The organism is Streptomyces albus subsp. chlorinus, from assembly GCF_013302895.1.
GTDB classification, from domain to species: Bacteria; Actinomycetota; Actinomycetes; order Streptomycetales; family Streptomycetaceae; genus Streptomyces; species Streptomyces chlorinus.
Genome location: NZ_VJOK01000001.1, coordinates 5,830,671 through 5,849,324, shown reverse-complemented (window position 1 = coordinate 5,849,324; position 18,654 = coordinate 5,830,671). Strand labels below are relative to the sequence as shown.

Below are 18,654 nucleotides of genomic sequence, written 5' to 3'. Positions count from 1 at the left end.
GGCAGACCGCGAACCCTCCGCCCCGGACCCGGCAGACCGCGAACCCTTCGGCCCGGAGTCGGCAGGTACCGCCCCCGTCAGCGGGACCGAGTACTCAGGCCCCTCCGGCAGCCGCCATCTGGACACGCCGCCGAACGCGCGCGCACGCCTCGGAGCGGGGTTCGGCGCGGGGGCCTTGTCCCCCTCCGCAACCGGTGGGGTGCTCGTCGGCGGGGAAGCCGGCCGACGCCGGCCCTCCGGGGAGCGACTGCGGGCCGCCCCACGCTCGGCGTCCGGCGCGGACTTACGTCCGGCGTCCGGCGCGGTGTTGCGTTCGGCATCCGGCGCCACGTCGGGCACGGTGTCCCGTCCATCGCCGTCCCGCGCGAGGGCGGAGGGGGTCTGAGGTGCCGCGCCGGGTGCCGCGTCAGGCCTCGTCCCGCGCGCGCTTCTCCGGTGCGCGGTGTCGTTCCCGGGCCGCCTCGTGGACTCGGCGGGCGGTACGGACCCGCGCGTGTCCGGGTCCCCCGGCCCCGAGGACACGCTGGACATCGGCGGGCGGGGCGGAGCCGGCGGCGGGACCGGCGCGGAGCCGGCCGGGGCCGCCTCCCCGCCCACCGGCGCGGCCGGGCCGCTTCCCGGCACGGAAGGCTCGCGCAACGGCTTCGCGGAATGGTGCCGTCCCCCGGCAGGCCCTGCAGTCGAGTCCGTCCCCACCACGTCGGACCGCCGCGCCGTGACGGGGGTGCCGGGCTCCGCCGGGTGCCGTGGCACGGAGGAGACGGGAGCATCGGCACTTGGCGCAGCCGCCGCACCGGGCACCGGAGGACGGCCAGGAGACGGCGAACCCTCCACCCGCGAACCCTCCGGAACCTGACCCGGCCCTGGAGGGCGACCAGGGGAATCAGCACCCGACTCCCCCGAACGTCCAGAAACACGCTCACCGGGTACAGCCGGACGGCCCGGAACCCGGCCAGGCCCCGGAACACGACCAGGAGGGGGACCCCCCACCCCCGAACCCTCCGACACCCGACCAGCCACCGGAGGACGACCAGAAGACGGCGAACCCTCCACCCGCGAACCCTCCGACACCCGACCAGGCACCGGAGAGCGGCCGGGGACGGGGGGTGGGGGGGCGAACCTGTCCTGCCCGGGCGGGAGATGTGGGTCGGGGGCCGCGGGGTGACCGGTCGGGGCGGTCGAGGGGGGCGAGGGCGTCGCTCCGGTCGTCCCGGGTGCGGCATCGTGGGTCTGCCGGGCGTGGGACGCCGGGGGCCCACTCGGTGCGGCGGGCCTCGGGCCGGACATGGGCGCGGGCGGGGTGGCCCGCGCCGGGCGGGGCGTGAAGCGCAGGGTACGGACACCGTGCCGGGCCGCGAGAGCACGCAGCGCGCGGCCGTCGTCCGCTGTCCTGCCGTGGACGTACATCCGGGCCCGTCCGCGCACCTCGCGCTCCAAGCCGGAGAGGAGCCGGTCGAGTGCGGGCCACAGCGAGGGGTCGAGGATCTCGCCGGGGTGGCCCACCTCGATGGCCGGCCCTTCGGCGTTCACCTGGCGGGTCACCGGGGTCGGTATCCGAATGCCACCCCTCCCGGCCCCGGCACGCACCGCGTCACCCTTCCCCGCACCGGCGTTCGCCGCGCCACCCTGGCCCGCACCGGCGCGCACCGCGTCAACGCCCCTCCGGCCGGCGCCCACCGGGCCGGCCCCTCCCTCGCCGGTGCCCGCCCCGCCCGAACTCCTCGCGTCGACGGCCCTCGCGTCGGTACCTCTCGCATCGACAGCCCTCGCGTCGACGCCGCCCGCGTCGGTGCCCGTCCGGGCGCCGTCCGTGATCCACACACCGGCCCGGGTCACCGTGGCCCGCCACCGCGGGGAGAGCCACACCGTGCCCTGTGCGGGGTCGGCGCGGCCCGGCACCGGTGGCTTCCAGCGGAGGAGCCGCGGGGTGGGCGCCGGCTCGCCCTCGCGGGCGGGGGCGCACAGCACCGCGTCCACGAACGGCCGCCAGCGCGGGGCTCCGTCCGCGCCGACGAGTACGGAGCGCGCGGTGGCGCGCCTCGTGGGAGGGAGCAGCGGCGTGCCCGTCCAGACGGCGATCTCGCAGTTGAGCAGGTCGGCCACCGACTGGCCGATGCGCAGGATGTCGTGGTTGCCGCCGGGGGCGAGGCGGACACGGCTTCTCAGGGTGGCGGGCAGCGCGCCGAGCACCTCGCCGAGGTCGGACGGCAGGACGTCCCCGCTCTGCGGGGAGCCGACCAGGACGGTCGGGCCGCTGGGGTCCACCGGTACCGAGTAGCAGAGGTCCCCGGGCTCCGGTTCGCTCGCGTGCGGTGAGCGCGCCAGGAACCCGGCCGGGATCTGGTGGATCACGCACCCGTCCGCCGTGTGTCCGGGCACCCGCTCGATGGCGTCCTGCCACGCGGGCGCGGGCTGGCGCGTACCCAGCGCCGCCGACGGCTTCCCGGGCGAGAAGCTCCACCAGCCTCGGACCCGGGGCGGTTCGGGACGGACGAAGAGGGAGCCGCCGGGCACGATCAGGACCTCGCCGTCGGGAGCGAGCACCTCCAGTTTCCAGGCGTCGGCAACCCGCCGGGCCACGGACGGCCGGTCCGGCAGGTCCGTCGCCGCGCCGGACATGGCGAGCCGTACGGTGCGGACGTCGGCCTCGCGCACGAGGTCGAGCACTTCGCTCAGCCGTTCCCAGAACTCCTCCGCCGGGGCACCGTGAGGGCCCACCGTGCCGGTGAGGATGGTGGTGATGCCCGTCTCGGCGCCGAGCAGGCCGGACAGTTCGTCGAGGTCGGTCTGGCTGATGGTGGTGTCGTTGGGCGCGCGCAGCAGGACCAGTGACCCGTACTCCTCGGCCAGCAGCGGCTCGGCGTCCTCCGGTGCAGTGGCGTCGGTGCCCTGTCGCCGGATCGCCTCCGCTCCGGACCGGGGCCGCGCCGGCTCCCGCTCCGCCTTGCCCCGGCCACCGAACCACCTCGACCGGCCACCGCCGGAACGGCTCACGACGTCTCTCCTTCGCACACGGCCCGGCCGGTGCGGCGCACCCGCTCGGCCTCTCGCTTCATGACGTGGTCACCTGATCGGTGCTCCCGCGGCAGCGAAGTGACCTCCCGCTCCCGGGGTTTCGGAGTTTACGGAGTGCAAAGAACGGCCGGGTGACCGGTTCCCGCCTGCCACCGCACACTCGACGTCCACAGCGGGCCGAGCGCGGCCGTTCACCAGCTCTCCCTCTCCCCGGCGGCCGGGGCCTCCCAGGAGCCCGCCGTGCCGAGGGTGCCGAGGGCGTCCGGGAGCGGTGCGTCGGTGACGCCCCTGCGGGCCGCCCTCGTGCGCTGAGCCGCCCGGCCGTCCGCCGTCCCGGCGTCAGCGGCGTCCGGTTCGGCAGCGTCCAACTCCGTGGCGGGCTCGCCCGACACCGTGGGAGCGGGCGGGGGCGGGGGCACGGGGGCCGCCTGCCCGGCGGCTTCGTCGCGACGCCCCGAGGCGGACCCCACACCGCCGGGCTCCTCGTCCGACGCGCCCGCGGGCTGTGCGGCCGTCGCCTCGTTGGCGGGCTGTTCGGCCGCATTGGCCATGACGTCCGCGAGACCGTCCGTGGTCATCACCATGCTGACCGGCGCCGAGCTGTTGATGCAGAGGCTGTGGCCCTCCGGCAGGCGCTCCAACAGGTCCGGCACGCGCACCCGTTCGAAGCCCAGGCGCCCGGCCGCGTGCAGGTAGGAGGGCGAGGTGAAGACGGGGACCACCGCCGTGCCGTCCGGGGCCGACGCGCTGACGGGCTCGCCGCTCGCCGTGACCAGTACCGCCACCTCCGCCTTGGCCAGCGCGGCGGTGACGTCCTCCGCCGGGCCGTAGCCGGTGGTGGCGAGCTGGATCGCGGCGTCCACGTCGTCCTCGGGGTCGGGCCAGCCGAGTGCCTCCGGGGAGGGCTGGTAGTTCGGGTTGTCCTGCCATTCGACGATCTCGCCGTCGTCGTCGGACCGCCACTGGCCCACCACGGCCCAGTCCGGAGGCGGGCCCTCGCCCTGCCAGGCGGGGTCGGTCAGGTAGAGCCAGTGGTTCGGCGCGAGTCTGGCCGCCTTGACGAACTCCTCCGGCGGCTCCGGCAGCCCGCTGTCCTCGGGTATCCCGTCCGTCGCCCCGTCACCATCCGTCGCCCCGTCGCCGGCGGGCGGCGCGGACGCCGCGGCAGCGTCCGGGCCGGTCTCCGGGGAGGCGGGCGACGACTCGTCCGTTACGGGGGTGACCTCGCCGGCAGCGCCGTTGTCACTCATGCTGTCCTCGCTTACTGGGCCCACTGGCTCACTGCTGGAAATGCTCGGCATGGGTCGGTGATACGGGCGCGCCCCCGCGAGGCACCAGCGGTGCCCGCCGCGTCCTCCGAGGCGTCTCGGTCCCCGGTATGCCCGTGACCCGCTCACCGGGACGAGCCGGACCACCGGCGCGCGGCAGCCGGGCACGACCGGCTGCCGGACCTCGGGCAACTGAGCGAGGAGATCGGACACCCGCATCATCGCTGCGCAGGCGGCCCTCCGTCCACCGACCCGTCCACCAACTGAGGTGTTCTTGAGGGAAGAGCCACCTCCTCGCGACGCCCCCGCCCGCCCTTCCGCCACCGCTTCTGCTTCTGCTTCTGCTACCGCTTCTGCTTCTGCTACCGCTTCGGCTTCCGCTACCACTTCGTGCAGGCTTGGATGGTCGTGAGGCGGCCCGGGTTCTCCACCGGGGGCGGCGAATTTTCCGGGTACAGGGGGAGTTCCGCGGCGCGGCCACGGCACCGCCGCCCCGGACAGGACGCCAGTCATCGGTCCCGCCCTTCCCTCCGGGGGGCCGCACCGGGGCGCCGGATCCCGTCCTCGGCGTCGCGCAGCGCCGCCTCGAACGCCTCCACGGCCGCCTCGGCCTCGGCCAGCCTGGCGAAGAGGTCGTCCGACTGCGCCAGCCACGCGTGGTGCAGTTCCCTGATCTTCCCGGACACGTCGCGCAGCGAGGTGAGCGCGTCCCGCAGCGCGGAGGAGAAGGAGCCCTCCAGGACGGTTTCCACGTCCCGACGCAGGCCGGAGAGTCCGCGTCCCACCAACCACTGGGTCACGCCAGGGGGCTTGGCGCCGGCCCGGCGAACTCCGCCGGTCCCGGCGGTGAGTGGACCGAGCAGCCCTTCGAGCTCGGCGGCTTTCTGGACGGCCGGTGCGGCGGGCACCGCCGCCGCACCGGCCAGATACCGGTCGCCGTCCCGGACCAGCAGGACGGCCCGGCCGGCCTCGGGGCCGTGCCCGTACCCGTCCTGGTGTCCGTACCCGTCCTGGTGTCCGTGTCCGTCCCTGTGCCCGTGCCCGTCCCTGTGCCCCTGTCCGGCCACCGGTCCGTCCGGTCCGGCGACGGTGATGGCGACGCCGGACTCGCGGGCGACGACCGCCGCGAGAGCTGTGTCGAGAGCGAGCGCGGCGGCCGCACCGGGGGCACCGTCGCCGCTGAGGGCCGCCCGCAGGCGGAAGCGCTGGACCGGGGTGAGCGCGAGGTCGCGCGCCGGAAGCCGCTGGCCGCGCAGGACCGCCTCCGTCTCCTGTGCGGGCGTGAGCCGCACACCGACCGCGGTCAGTCGCGCGGTGCTGACCTCCGTGTCGTCGTCCAGCGGTGGCAGGTCCGGGAGGTCCGGCAGCTCGGCCTCGGTCAGCCGCTCGGCCGCCCAGCCACGCAACTCCCGTGCGGGAACCGGCGGTTCCGCCCCGGCTTCGCGCAGGGCGCGGACCAGCACCTCGCCGAAGGCGTCGCCGGGTCCGTCGGCCGCGTGCAGGTTGAAGGTGGTCGCTCCCAGCCGGGCGGTGGACGGCCCGGAGCGCTCGTAGGGGGCGCCCCGCCCGGCCGTGCCCCGTCCCGTCGCGACCGGGCTCCGCCTGGACCGCCCCTTCGCTGCCCGGCTCCCCGTTGCCCGGCTCCCCGTGGCCGGCCCCCACGTGGCCCGGCTCGTCGTCGCTCGTTTCCGTCTGCGGGGCGGGGGGCCGGGGCGGCAGGGTGGCGGTCTGCGCGGGTTCCGGCTGTGCCGAGGGGGTCGTGCCTATGTTGTCCGCACCGGAGGCGGGGTCGGTGGCCGCGAAGGACGGAGCGGGGGCCGGTGCTGTCACCGGTGCGGTGGGCACCGGCCCACCGGCCGTGGGCAGCGGTGCGAGGGGCCCGGGGTTCCCGAACGCGCCCCGGACGTTGGCCGGGACGACCACCCCGAGGTCGGTCACGGGGCGCGGCCGGCCGGAGTCGTCCGGCTCCAGGGCGACCGTGGTCTTCCCTGTCACGGGGTCGGTGTAGAGCGTCGGCTTCCCGTACGCGGACCAGACGTGGCGGCCCGCCAGCAGGGCGGCCTGGCCCGGCAGGCTGTCCGCGACCGGGGTGCCCGGGCGGGGCCGGGCGCCTTCCACGAGCAGGACGACCGGAGTGTTGAGCGGCAGGTCGGCCAGCCCGGGGTCGCGGTGGAACATCTCGCCGACCTCGGCGTGCTGCACCGGTGTGCCGATCACGGTCCTGCCCCGTACCTGGTGGGCCCGGTACAGCCAGGGCAGGGGTGCGTGGGGCTTCTGCGGGTCGTACCACGGTGCCCGGACCGTGGAGTCGGGCACGAGCCCGCCGTCCGGCTCGCGCCGCAGCAGCGTGACCGTGGCCGGGTCGAGGTCGAGGGGCCCGGCGGCCGGGTGGGCGCCGGTGTGGTCACGGCCGAGCACCGCGCCGCCCTTGGCGGTCATCAGCGACGTGGCCACCAGCGCGCCACGCAGCTCCAGGTGCAGCTGCGCGACCTCCCTGGCCTGCCCGAGGTCGCGTCCCAGGGCCGCCGCCCTCCGCAGGAGTTGGACGAGCTGCGGGCGCTGCACCGGGTCCGGGGCGGACAGATGGAGCACCGCGGCCCCGAACCCGTCCACCGCCTGTTCGCCGCTCTGCCCGAGCCGGGACAGCAGTTCCTGGACCTTCACCTCGGCCCACAGCATCCGCGACCGCTCCGCGTCGCCGACCTGCCGCTGCGCCGGGAGCTGGAGGATGTGCGCGGTGAGGGTGTCGAAGCCGGGGTCGGCGAGCAGGGCGGCGACCCGTACGACCAGAGGCAGCGGGACGAAGCCGGTGAGCGGGAGCCGCGGGTTCCGTTCCCGCGCCTCGCCCGCCAGTCTCAGCAGCGACGCCATGGCCTGCTGCGCGGTGGGGCGTTGGGCACCGGCCGGCTGCCGCGCCTGGAAGGCGGCCACCACGCGGTCGAACAGTTCCACAGTGAACAGGGGCACCCGGGCCAGCGCGGGGTCGTCGCGCAGCATCGCGTCCAGCGCGCCCGCGCCCCGCAGCAGCTCCGGGTACTTGGGCGCCTGGTCGATCCGGTCGCCGAACCGCATGCGCAGCAGCCGCACCAGACGCAGTGCCCGCTCCCGGACCGCCTCCGGCGCCGGACCGCTCCCGGTGTGCAGCCCGGCCGCGCGGGCCCGGCCGTCCAGCTCCGCGCCCCGCGGCAGCGGCATCCGCACCTGAGGGGCGTACACCCGCCCCCGGGCGTCGGTGCCCGCCCCGAGGTGCTCCCCGTCGGCCGACCTGATCCCCGCGTGCGCCCTGCGTGCGAACCCGTACACCGGGCGGCCGTTGTCGGTGGCCATCTGCTGCGCCTCGGAGTCGGCCGCCAGCGGGTCGGGCACGAAGGGCACCGGGCCGAATGTGCCGACGTAGCCGATGCCATCCGGCAGCGTGCTCAGGCACACCGGTCCCACGATCGGGGAGGTGGCGGGCAGCCGCTTCAGGCTCCGCCGCCGCTTCAGGGCGCCGGTCGTCCGCGTCCCGGCGGTGTGCAGAAAGCCCGGCCTGCCGTCCCCCGTGTCGGTGAGGGCCCATTGGGAGCTGCCGGGCCTGCCGTGCCGGGCCGCGAAGTACGGGCTGCGTTCGTTGGCCACCACCCACGGCAGGGGGACCGGCTGGCTGACCGCGCCGGTCGCCTCGTCGTAGTGGACGAAGTGCGTGGCCGTCGGCAGGTCCAGCAGCGTGCGGCTGCGGGCCCGGACGCCCGAGTCGCCGAGCGGGAAGGTCGCGTGCCCGGCGGAGCGGTGGTCGGGGCCGATGACGGGCAGCGAGAACACATGGCGCTCCCACTCCTCGCCCCGGTCCGCCTCCCCCGCCGGGGCGCCTGGCTCGCTGAGCAGCCAGCCGCCGGCGATCGCGTGCTCCTCGGAGACGTCGAGGCCGACCATGCCCCTCAGCACGAGGTAGGCGCTCGGGGACCATACGTTCCGGCGCAGCAGGTCGGCGCTGTCCTGGGTCAGCGCCTGTCCGCCCACGGCCGCCAGGGGGACGGCCATCAGCAGGGGGATGTCGTCCGGCAGCGCGTTCAGTACGTCGTCCAGGGCGAGGAGTTCGGCGACGACGTCCTTCGGGGCGTCGCGCCGGAAGCCGCCGCTGCCCCGCACGGTGACCGTGAGCGCCGATCCGCCCGCGACCACCGCGTAGGGAGCGGGGCCCCATGGTGCCGGCTTCGGCGCGGTGGTGGCGGTGCCGTGGTCGAAGGTGGTGGTGCGGCCCAGGTCGAAGGCGGGGTCGAGGGGCGAGCCGGTCCAGTTCAGGCCGCGCGCGCCGTTGATCCCGGTGAAGCGGAGCTCGTCGGACAGCGCGCCGTTCCGCTTCAGGTACTGGGCGGAGAGCCGGGCGAGGCTCGGGGCGTTCGCCATGGCCGGGTCCCCCGCGAGCCGTACCAGGGTTCGCCGGTCGTCCATGGTGACGGGCGTGTCCGGGCCCAGCATGAGCACGTGGCGGGTGAGCGCGTCCAGGTCGAGCGGCCCGCCGCGCAGCGCCGGGACGCCCGCCCGCAGGGCGTTGAGCCGCCGCAGGGCCTCCCGCGCCCCGGGCTGCGACTGCGACGGCGACTGCGTCCGCGACTGCCCGAAGAGGCTCCGCTCGATCGCGGCGTAGTGGGCTTCGGCGTCGTAGGGAGCCGGGGGTGTCGCGGGCGCGGCGGGCGGTTCGGCCCAGGGACCGCGAGCGCCGTGCCCGGTGGAGGCGAAGGACGCCGGGGCGTCGCTCATCCAGCCGCGCACCGTCAGACCGCCGGGGCCCTGGGCGGCAAGGGCCTGGCCGGACGGGCCGTAGGCACCCCGCTCCCAGGCGCGCAGGGCGGCGAACCTCTGGGACAGGGTGTATCCGGACAGCTCCACGTGGGTGCCCAGTTGGCCGGCGGCGGCGACAATGGCGAACGGCAACGCCTGCGTGAAGGGCGTCCCGGCCGGCCCGGTGTACGAGGCGACCACGGTGCGCAGGCCCTCCCACGTCAGCGGGGTACGGTCGCCGTGGGCCGCCCGTACCTCGTCGAGGATGTGGAACCCGCGCAGCAGCGCCTCGAAGGCGGCGGTGTCGTCCTCCAGCAGCGGCCCGTAGACGAGTCGGACGGCCCGCACCCAGCGCAGCACGTCCGGGCCCCGGCGCCGGTCGCCGGTGACCCTGCGGGCCAGCCGGGCGAGCTGGGGGGAGGTCGGTTCGGGGCGGAACCCGGCCCACCAGTCGCCCTCGGCCAGCCCGAACCGCGGTCCGGCGTGGTCGTCGCCGGGCAGGAGGGACGGCTCCTGCCCCAGGCCGGAGGTCCACACCCAGCGGTCCCAGGCATTGGCCATCAGCTGGCCGGCGACCGGGTGCTCCAGTGGGTCGTGCGGGGGCGGTCCCGCCACATCCGCACCCAGGACGACGGCGGCGGTCCTTCTGCCGAGGGCGGTCAGGTCGGGGTCGGCGGCGAAGAGGTAGTCCAGGGCGGCGGAGTAGCCGAACGCCTTGTCCGAGCCGTCCAGCAGTCCGAGCCGGACCGCAGCGGCGTTCCCGCTGAGGCCCACCAGGTACGCCTTCTTGAACGGCAGGGCGAGGGGCGGGGTCTCCGGCACCGCCAGCCCTGCGGGGCTGCGGTACCGCTGGGACCACAGCAGGTTGGTGTACACGGTGAGCTTGGGCAGCAGACCGTAGGAGGCCTGCCGGCCGTCCCGGTCCCGGACCGGGCGCGAGGAGAAACCCACCGGGTCGCCCTCCTCGGGCTCCGTGTGCTTCACCCGGCTCACCTGGTCCACCCGCACCAAGGTTCCGTCCAGGGCGGGGATGTCCCTGTTCCAGCGGACTCGCGACGGCAGTTGTGCGGGATCGGCGAGAACGCGCAGGGCGCGGCGCGCGGCCTCCACGGTCTGCCGGGCACGCGTGCGCTCTCCCCGCGGCACCTCGGGGAGGAGGTCCTTGGCCCGGCGGACCGCCCCGTCGAGCTTCCGGTGGAGGCCGTCGGGCAGCGGGGTGCCGAGCGCGTAGGCGCCCAATGCCTCGGCGAGGTCGTGCGCGTCGTACGCGGACAGCAGGTGCTCGGCCTGCCGGCCGGCACCCCGCATGCCGTTCAGCGCCATCGCCAGGAACGGGGCGAGATCCCGTACGGCGGTGTTGTCCACGATGCGCCGCACGGCGCGGCGCAGCACCTCGTCGGAGAGCGGCACCGCGGACTCCACGGCCCGCCGGTATGCCTCCCGGCTGAAGTCCGCGAGTTCGGTGAAGGTTTCGCGGATGTCCTCGTCGGTCATCAACTTGTCGGAGATGCCGTAGTGCCGCAGCTCCTCCAGGAGCAGGGGGACCGCCAGGCGTCCCTGGTCGGTGTCCAGCCGGTGGTAGTCCTCCATGCCGACGGTCTCGTACTGGCCGACTGCGCGCCCTCGCGACGTCCGGCCGGTCAGGCCGGCGGTCAGCTGCTCGCGCGCCGACGGTGCGCCCTCGTGGGCAGCGTCGAAGAAGTCCGCGGAGAACTGCGTGCCGAAGAAGTCCTGGTAGCGGGTCAGCAACTGGGTCAGCATGGTGACCGCCATGTCGGTGATCTCGTCGTGGTGCCAGTCGAGGAACGCGCGGATGCGCCTCCCCATGCTCAGCAGCGTCCGGTCGAACGGGTGCCGGGACGCCACCGTCAGCATGTTCTTGGCCAGTGGCTGCGCCTGCGACGCGCTGTCGGCCGCCTCCAGCTCGTGGACCGGCAAGGCGGCGACGTGGCAGAACAGCAGCCAGCCGTAGCCCCACACCTTGTCGGCGTCCGGGACGGCCGAGAGGAACGGCAACAGCTCCGCGGACGCTTCGTAGCCGGTGGTGCGAAGGACGAAGTCCCGGGTGAGCCAGCGGCCGAACGCCTTCCCTGCGCTGAGGATCAGCACGTTCGCCGGCAGCATCAGCCGCCGTGCGGCGAGGTCCTGGAGCTTTCGCAGGCCGACGGCGGGAACGCCGTCGGTGGGCTGCACGTAGACGCGGCCGTTGTAACCGGGGCGATGGGGGTAGACCCTGGTGCGTTTGCCGCCCTCGGTCACTTCCCAGCCGGGGAGGTCCGCCAGGAGGGACTCCAGCGGCACCCCGCCCGGGTAGTTGTTCGCGAGACTCAGCCGGTGCCGCAGCCGTGCGAGCCGGGCCATTCCCTCTTCCGGCGACTGCCGCTGCTCGCCCGGGAGGACGGCCATCGCGTCGACGACGATCTCGCCGATGGCGAACACTGACAGGACGGGCTGGCGCGCACCCCGCGGCACCTCGGGCCTGCTGGTGACGTCGAAGAGTTCCTTGGTGTCGGGGACGAGCCAGAAGTGCGTCTTGTCGGCCACCAGCGACAGGCCGGGGCCCCACCCCAGCACCATCGCCTCGCGCCCCTCGCCGCGAATGGCGAACAGGTACCGCTCCTCGGCCTCCAGCCCGATGGCGCCGTAGTCGCGACCGGTCGGCCGCTCGGCCACCGCGTGGGCCGGGGACGCGGACTCGGGGACCGGGGGCAGCGCGTCCGCCAGGACGCGTCCGGCCCGGTCGACCACCACGGCCCGCGCCTCGACGGGCGCCAGGTAGGGCGGGGACGCCGACACCCGGCGGCCCTCGGGCGCCGACGGGTCCACCGTCACCACACCGGTCCGCCCGCCCAGGTGGTAGGCGGCCCACGCGTGCCCCAGCTCGCCGCCCTGGCGCCGCGCCAGCACGAACGCCGCCGCGCCCGGCCCGGCGTCCGCCACCGCGCGGGCCACCGCCTCCCAGTCGCGCACCGGACGCCAGCCCGGCCCGGCCACCAGACCCGTGGCCGCCTCGTCGGGGCCCGCGGCGACCACCGAGTCGTCCACGGTGCCCGCGGCGCGCACCCCGCCCGGATACAGCGCGTCCCGCAGTCCGGCCACCAGGGTCAGGCACCGCCGCACCGTCAGCGCGCTCACCGGCAGGGTCCGCGCCAGACGGCGTGCCACACCCTCCAGCTGACGGCGGGTCAGCACCGGGCGGGGCGCCACCGGGGCGGTCAGGCGCCGGGCCGCGGCCGTCCGCTCCCTGGGGGCCGCGTCCTGCGCGGTCCCCTCCTGCGGCACGGCGACGGCGGTCGCCGGTGCGGGCGGGGTCACCTCGACGGACGGCACCGGCATCTCGGACGCCCAGCCGTGCGCCGGGCCGGGGGCGAAGGGCAGGTGGACCGTACCGTCCACGGTGCGCAGGACGAGTTCGACGGGCCGCCGCGCGCGGTCGGTGGCGCGGGCCGCCGCGTCCAGGGCGAGGCGGATGTCGGCGGGGAGCGTGGCTGCCCGGGCGTCGAGAGCCTGCCCGGGCCCGGCGCCGTCGAGCAGGTCCCGGCGGACGGCCTCCAGCGTCCGCCCGGTCTCCGGCGCCACCTCGCCCGCGTCCAACCACACCTGGGCACGCGTGTCCTGCTCGGCGAACGCCTCGGCCAGCCGGTCGCCGAACTCCTCGGGGCGCAGCGCCCGCCAGTCGTGCAGGCCGTGCCCGGCGAGGGCGGCCGGGGCGTCGTAGACCCCCTTCAACGGGCGGGCCGGGCCGAGGCCGAGGCCCAGCACGTCTTCCAGGGTGGGGCGCAGCACCACGTTGCCGGTGACCCAGCGGGTGCCGTCGGGGCCGCTGACCTCCAGTACGGCGTGGGCGGTGAGCGTGAAGCCCAGGAAGCCGCTGTCGTCGGGCTCGCCCTCGGCGTTCTCGGAGGTGGGCAGGCCGAACTTGAGGACCTCGCGGCGGAAGCTGGTGCCCCCGGTGGCCTGGCCGACGCCGGTGTTCTCGCCCGCCACCGGGACGGTCCCGGAGAGGGTGTCGGTGTCGCCGTCGGACAGCCCGCCCTTGACCGGCACGGCCACCGACGGGGCGAGGGTGCGGCTGCCGCTCGTGGCGTAGCTGCTGACGGTGGTGCGCATCCGCATGAGCATCACCTGCCGGCTGACGGTCTCCGCCTGCGGGCGGTAGAGCGCGACGCCGACGCGCGCGGAACCGCCGGAGGGCTCCTCGCCGGTGTAGCGGGACGCCTGGGCGGGCGTGAGCGTGACCCTGCCGCGCCGGATGAGGTCGCCGAGCCGGCGCATGGTGGCCTCTGCGGAGGTGGAGGTCTTGGGCAGGTCCTTGCCGCGCAGCTCCGGGTCGACCTGGCGCAGCGCGTCGGCGAGCTGGTCCATGGCGTCGAAGTCGTAGACGGTGACCGGCCCGGCCGGGTTCCACCGCCCGGTGCCACGCAGCCGCTCCCGTTCCGTTCCGGTGGCCGGGGTGCCGTGCCCGCCGGTGGCCGGGGCGGGGGCGGGGGCCGTCGGGACGGCGGGGCGCCGGGGGTCGGCCCGGTGCACGCCCGGTGTGATGAGGACCGGCGGCGGGGCGGGCAGGTGCGGGGTTCCGTCCTCGCCGAGCCGCGGGGTCTCGCTGTCGGGGAACCGCAGCGTGACGGTGACGGGTGTGACGGGGTCGGCCGCCGGGGCGGGAGCGGGGGTGCCCGGTGTCCCGGAGGCCGCGTTCCGGCCGAGGACCTGGTCCATCCAGCGGGCCAGCCCGGCGGTGTCGGCCGCCGGCAGTGCACCGCCCAGCATCCGCCGCGCCAACTCGCCCAGCGAGGCGACCCGGTTGCTCAGGAAGCCCAGCGCCGACTCGTCCAGCCTCCTGGAGGTGACCTCGGCCCGGTACGCGTACGCCACCTGGAAGTGGACGGCGGGCCGGTAGGTACGCGCCCACTCCTGGTGGTTGTGGGTGACCGTGCGGGAGACGCCGCGGCTGCCCGTGCTGGTGAAGGAGGCGGTGGCCCCGGCGCTCCCGCTGCGCTTGGTGCCCGGCAGCAGGGTGTAGCCGCCCGTCCCGCTGAGCGTGAGCGCGAACCCGGTGCTGCGGGAGAGGCTGTGGGTGAGCGCGGTCGCCGCCGCGGAGTTGATGTTGTCCAGCCCCGCGTAGGGCTGAGGCGTGCCGCGCAGCGCGGTCAGGTCGGTGCCCGGTGCCGGGCGGGCGTTGAGCGCCACCTCCACCAGGTGCAGCCCGGTGCGGCCCCGGTAGGGGAAGTGGAAGCGCTGCCAGTGGCCGGACCCGCCGGACGCCAGCGCCCGCAGACCGGTCACGCCGCCCGCCTCCGCGATGCGCGCGGCGAGCCCGCGGACGTGACGGCCGCTCCCCGGCGTAAGGGAGCCGGGCGCCTCGCGTTCGACGGCGGCGCGGATCGCCTCGGTGAAGCCGTCCAGCGAGCCGGCCGGCAGCGCCTCCGGAACGGTGGCGAACCCCAGCGACCGGCCGCCGGAGCGGGCGAAGTACCGCGGCAGGAGCCGGTCCATGGGCAGGCTCGACGGTTCCAGGCCGGCCAGCCGGGCCAGTCGCGGATCCCGCCTGACCACGCTCTCGGCCACCCAGAACACCACACCGCCGGGGACCGTCACGGCGTACGCCACCGAACTGTGCGGGCCCACGCCCACGGCGTTCGCGACCGCGTTGCGGTGCCCCTTGCGCAGCAGGACGATGTAGGTGGCGTCCGCCCGGAAGATGTGGAACGGGTCCTTGGCGTGTGCCGTGGAGGAGACACGGTCGGTGAAGGCCGAGTCGGTGTCGGTCCGGCCGCGGGCGACGGCCAGGTTGCGGCCGCCGCCGCCCGATCCGCTGGCGGGGTGCTCGCCGGTGTGCGAGGCGGTCAGGCCCGTGGCGGTCTGCTCGGAGTGGCCGGTGGTGGTGCCGCGCCAGGCCGAGTCGGTGGTGGTGACGTCGTTCTCGGCCCAGGTGGAGCCGTCGGGGTTCGCGTCCAGGTATCCGGTGCCCCCGTGGACCGCGTTGTGGAGGAAGCCGCGGATCTCGCCCTGGATCTCGGTGCCCACCAGCGAGCCCGAGGTGCCGGCGTCGATGACGTGGACGCCACGGAAGATCTGGAGCGCCCGGGCAAGGAGAACGGTCGGGGACGACGCGGCCCGCAGCACCTCCTGGACCGGGCTCTCCACGTCCGCGACGGACTGGCCGACGGTCATGTCCTTGATCCAGCGGGCGGGTTCGGCCAAGGCGGTGAGGGCCGAGGGCAGGTGCGCGAGAAGGTCGGAGCCCTGCGCGGCGGCCCAGCGCAGGACCCGGGCCAGCGGACCGGGTCCGCCGCTGCCGTCGGCCACCGGGTCGATGCCGCCCAGCAACTGCCGGAAGGTCCGGTTCAGCGCGCCGCTGCCCATCGCCAGGTCGATGTGGGCGCCTCCGGGGAGCAGCACCGCGTCCCGCGGGCGTTGCCCGGAGGCGCCGGGGGCCATCCGCGATCTGCGGAAGTCCTCGTCCGTGGCCCGCCGTACGGTGACCGGGCCCAGAGGAGCCGACGGGGCGGCGAGCGTACGGGTCAGCGGGACGGCGAGGGAGACGGTGCCGTCCTGGGGGCCGAACGTGGCCAGCGGGGTGTCGCCGTTCGCCGAGAAAACCTTCATGGTGAAGGTGCCGGGGAGGTGGAAGACGCCGAGCCCGCTCTGCGCGTAGGTGATCATGTCGAGGCTGTGGGAAGCGGCAGTCCCGGAGGTGTCGCCGGTGATCTGGCGGGTGGCCGAGGCGCTGGTGGGGGTGCCGCCCGCCACCGTCCAGTGGTGCGGGGCCGGGCCGCCGGTCTCGGCGGAGAAGTTACCGAACAGCGACTGGCTGGAGCTGCGGGACTCGCTGCCGACGGTTCCCATGCCGCTGGCGTTCAGCACCGACCAGCCCGGCAGGTTCTTCGCGTGCCGGGGGGAGGTGCCCTCCGTCGGCGCCACGGACAGGTCGGCGCCGACCCGCCAGACGCCGTGGGCGAGGGGCAGGTCGAAGAAGAGGGCATGGCCGCCGTCCATGATCGCGCCGAGCGCGCCGCGCAGGCCGACCTGGGACCGCGCGAGGGTCAGCTTGCGGGAGTTGGCCAGCCACGCCATGAGGACGGCGGTGTCGTCGTCCAGCCACTCCAGGCGCTGCCGCTGGGAGGGCGGCAGGAAGCCCAGCGTGCGCAGCAGCGCCTCCAGCCGGTCGAAGAGCGGCCCGGTGCCGGTGACCTTCAAAGGGGTGGCGTTGACCCCGAGGGAACGCATGGAGGCCAGCTCCGGCGGCAGGTACCGCTCCTGGCCGGGTTCGACGGGGATGCCGGCGGCGTCGGCCAGGGTCGGCACCCGCATGGACTGGCCCGCGGGGCTGTGCAGGGTGAAGGGCTCGGTCCGGCCGCCCTTGGGGAGCACCAGCACGGCGGTGTAGGTGAGGTCCGCGTCCGTCAGCAGGTGCGGGTTCTCGCTGACGAGACTGAACCAGTCGTAGGCGGTGCCGCCGGAGTCGAGGGTGCGGGACCGCTGGTGCTTGTAGCCGCCGCCGAAGGCGAAGCTGCCGCTCGCGTGGGGCCCCTGGAGGGCGGTGCTGAGGGTGAACTCGGCCTTCTCGGAGTTGGTCACCGTCAGCGCGGTCCTGGCGCCGACCGTGTGCAGCAGGTCGGTCTCCAGGACGCCCTTCGTGCTGCTGCGCGCCAGCGCGTCGGGGCTGAGCGCGTTGATGCGGACGGAGACCTCCAGGTAGCCCAGCGGCTCCCCGCCGCGGTCCAGGAGGATCGGCGAGGGGTAGGCCGAGGACAGCATGAGCAGGATGCCGGAGCGCTGGTTGTTCTCGTCCAGGAACGTGCGCAGCTCCTCGGCGGACTCGTCCGACATCCGGCGCAGATGCGGGCGCAGTTGGTCGGCGGCGACGAACGCGTCGAACAGTCCGGACGGGTCGCGGACGGTGTCCACCCGGTACAGCGGCAGCTCGTCGGTGAGGGTCCGCGGGTCCGCCGGGATGTCGTGCGGGGAGACCGGGCCGAACGGGCGCGGCGGCATGCCCTGCGTGAGGTAGTGCGGGAACCACGCGGTGAAGCGGCCGGGCGAGGTCTCGGCGGCGCTCCAGTCCTCTTCCCTGTGCGGAGACGGCGCGGCGGGGCCCGGGGCGGGCACCGCCGTGAACTGCCAGCGCATCCCGTACTCGAAGGGGTGCGAGGGCTCCGAGGAGAACGCCAGCGCCGACATCGCGGTGTAGTTCTCCGGGACGGTCACCACGACGGCCTGCTGATTGTGCGTCAGCGTGAACTTCGGGGTGAACGTCTGCGAGGCGACCGCCGGGTTGCGGCCGTCGTGGACCGGCCAGGTACGGCCGTAGGACAGCGGCAGGCTCCGGACGTTCCCGGTGATGAGGGTGTCGCTGGTATCGACCGCCGTCCGGTTGCGCTCCTCGACGCTGACCTGCCGGCCCTCGTCCGTCTCGTCGGTCATCGTGGGAGAGGGCCGGTGGCCGAAGAACTCCACCCGCGCCGACACCTGGTAGCGGCGGCCCCCGTAGGTGACCGTGCGGGACATGCCCTTGGGCCCCAGCAGGTGCGGCAGCGCGTCCAGCAGCTCGTCGCCGTCGTACTGGCCGGCGATGTCCTGGCCGAGCGCCTCGGCGGCACCCGCGTCGTCCTGGGCCTCCGGGTCGCGGGGCGGCTCCTCGCCCGCGGCCCGGGCGCGCACCGTCCGGGCCAGCCGCTCGTGCAGCCAGCGCACGGCGTCCTTGGGGAACGGCATGACGTACACCGCCCCCTGCAGCCCCCGGTGGCCGCGGCCGAAACCGGCGACGAGGGCGGAGTCGGCCGGGTCGGTGGGGGCCGGCTCCCCGGCGGGGCCGGTGACCGGGCCCCCGTCCGGGTCCGGCTCCTGGCCCGGGTCCGGCTGCTGGTCCGACGGTGGCTCCTGGCCCGGCGGCGGCTCCTGGCCGGAGTCCGGGGAGGCGAGCGCCGGGGGCGGGGCGGGGAGCGGGGCCGCTGTCGGGTTCCGGGGATCGACGGGGCGCCTGCTGCTCCAGCGCGGGACGCGACCGCCCACCGGGTGGGTGGTGAGGACGGGGTGCCCCGCCGTCCCCGTGCCGGTCAGGTCCGTGTCCGCCTCGGTGTACCAGGCCCTGCGGCCGGTTCCCTGGGAGAGGGTTTCCGCCAGGTACTCCCCGTAGCCGCTGGGAAGCCCCGCGACGTCCAGCACCAGGGGGGTCTTCAGCGTGCGCCCGAGCAACCGGGGATCGGTGCCCAGCAGGTGTTCCAGTTCCTCGTGGCTCACCCGCAGCAGGCCCGTGCCGAAGTCCATCAGCAGGACGTCCGGGTCGGCCGGGTCGGCGACGGCACGGACCACATACGGGGCCGGGCGCTTGGTGCCGTCGCTGTGCTGGACGTTCCAGGGCGCGTTCTCCAGCCGGGTGCCGGACCGGATCTGCGTGGTGTCCAGGACACCGGACCGGGCGCCCGGCGAGAAGTCGCGCCCGGTGCTGAGACCTTGCGGGTCGGTCAGTTCCGTCGCGGCTGAGAAGGCGCCGAGGGTCTCCAGGTGGAAGGCGGCCAGCGCGTGGACGTCGCGGGCGTCCCGGCCGCGCGCGAACGCGGCGGTGGCCAGCGTGCGCAGCTCCTCGCGCCGGGCGTCGTCCACCGTGGCG

1 protein-coding gene is annotated in these 18,654 nt (G+C 75.5%); it reads right to left on the bottom strand.

Translation table 11 applies throughout. The features are described from left to right. Positions 1-3,206: 3,206 nt before the first annotated feature. Positions 3,207-18,647, bottom strand: a complete 15,441-nt coding sequence (locus FM076_RS25400) for a type VII secretion system-associated protein (protein WP_207730275.1) — start codon at positions 18,645-18,647, stop codon at positions 3,207-3,209. Between the last annotated feature and the right edge of the window lie 7 nt (positions 18,648-18,654).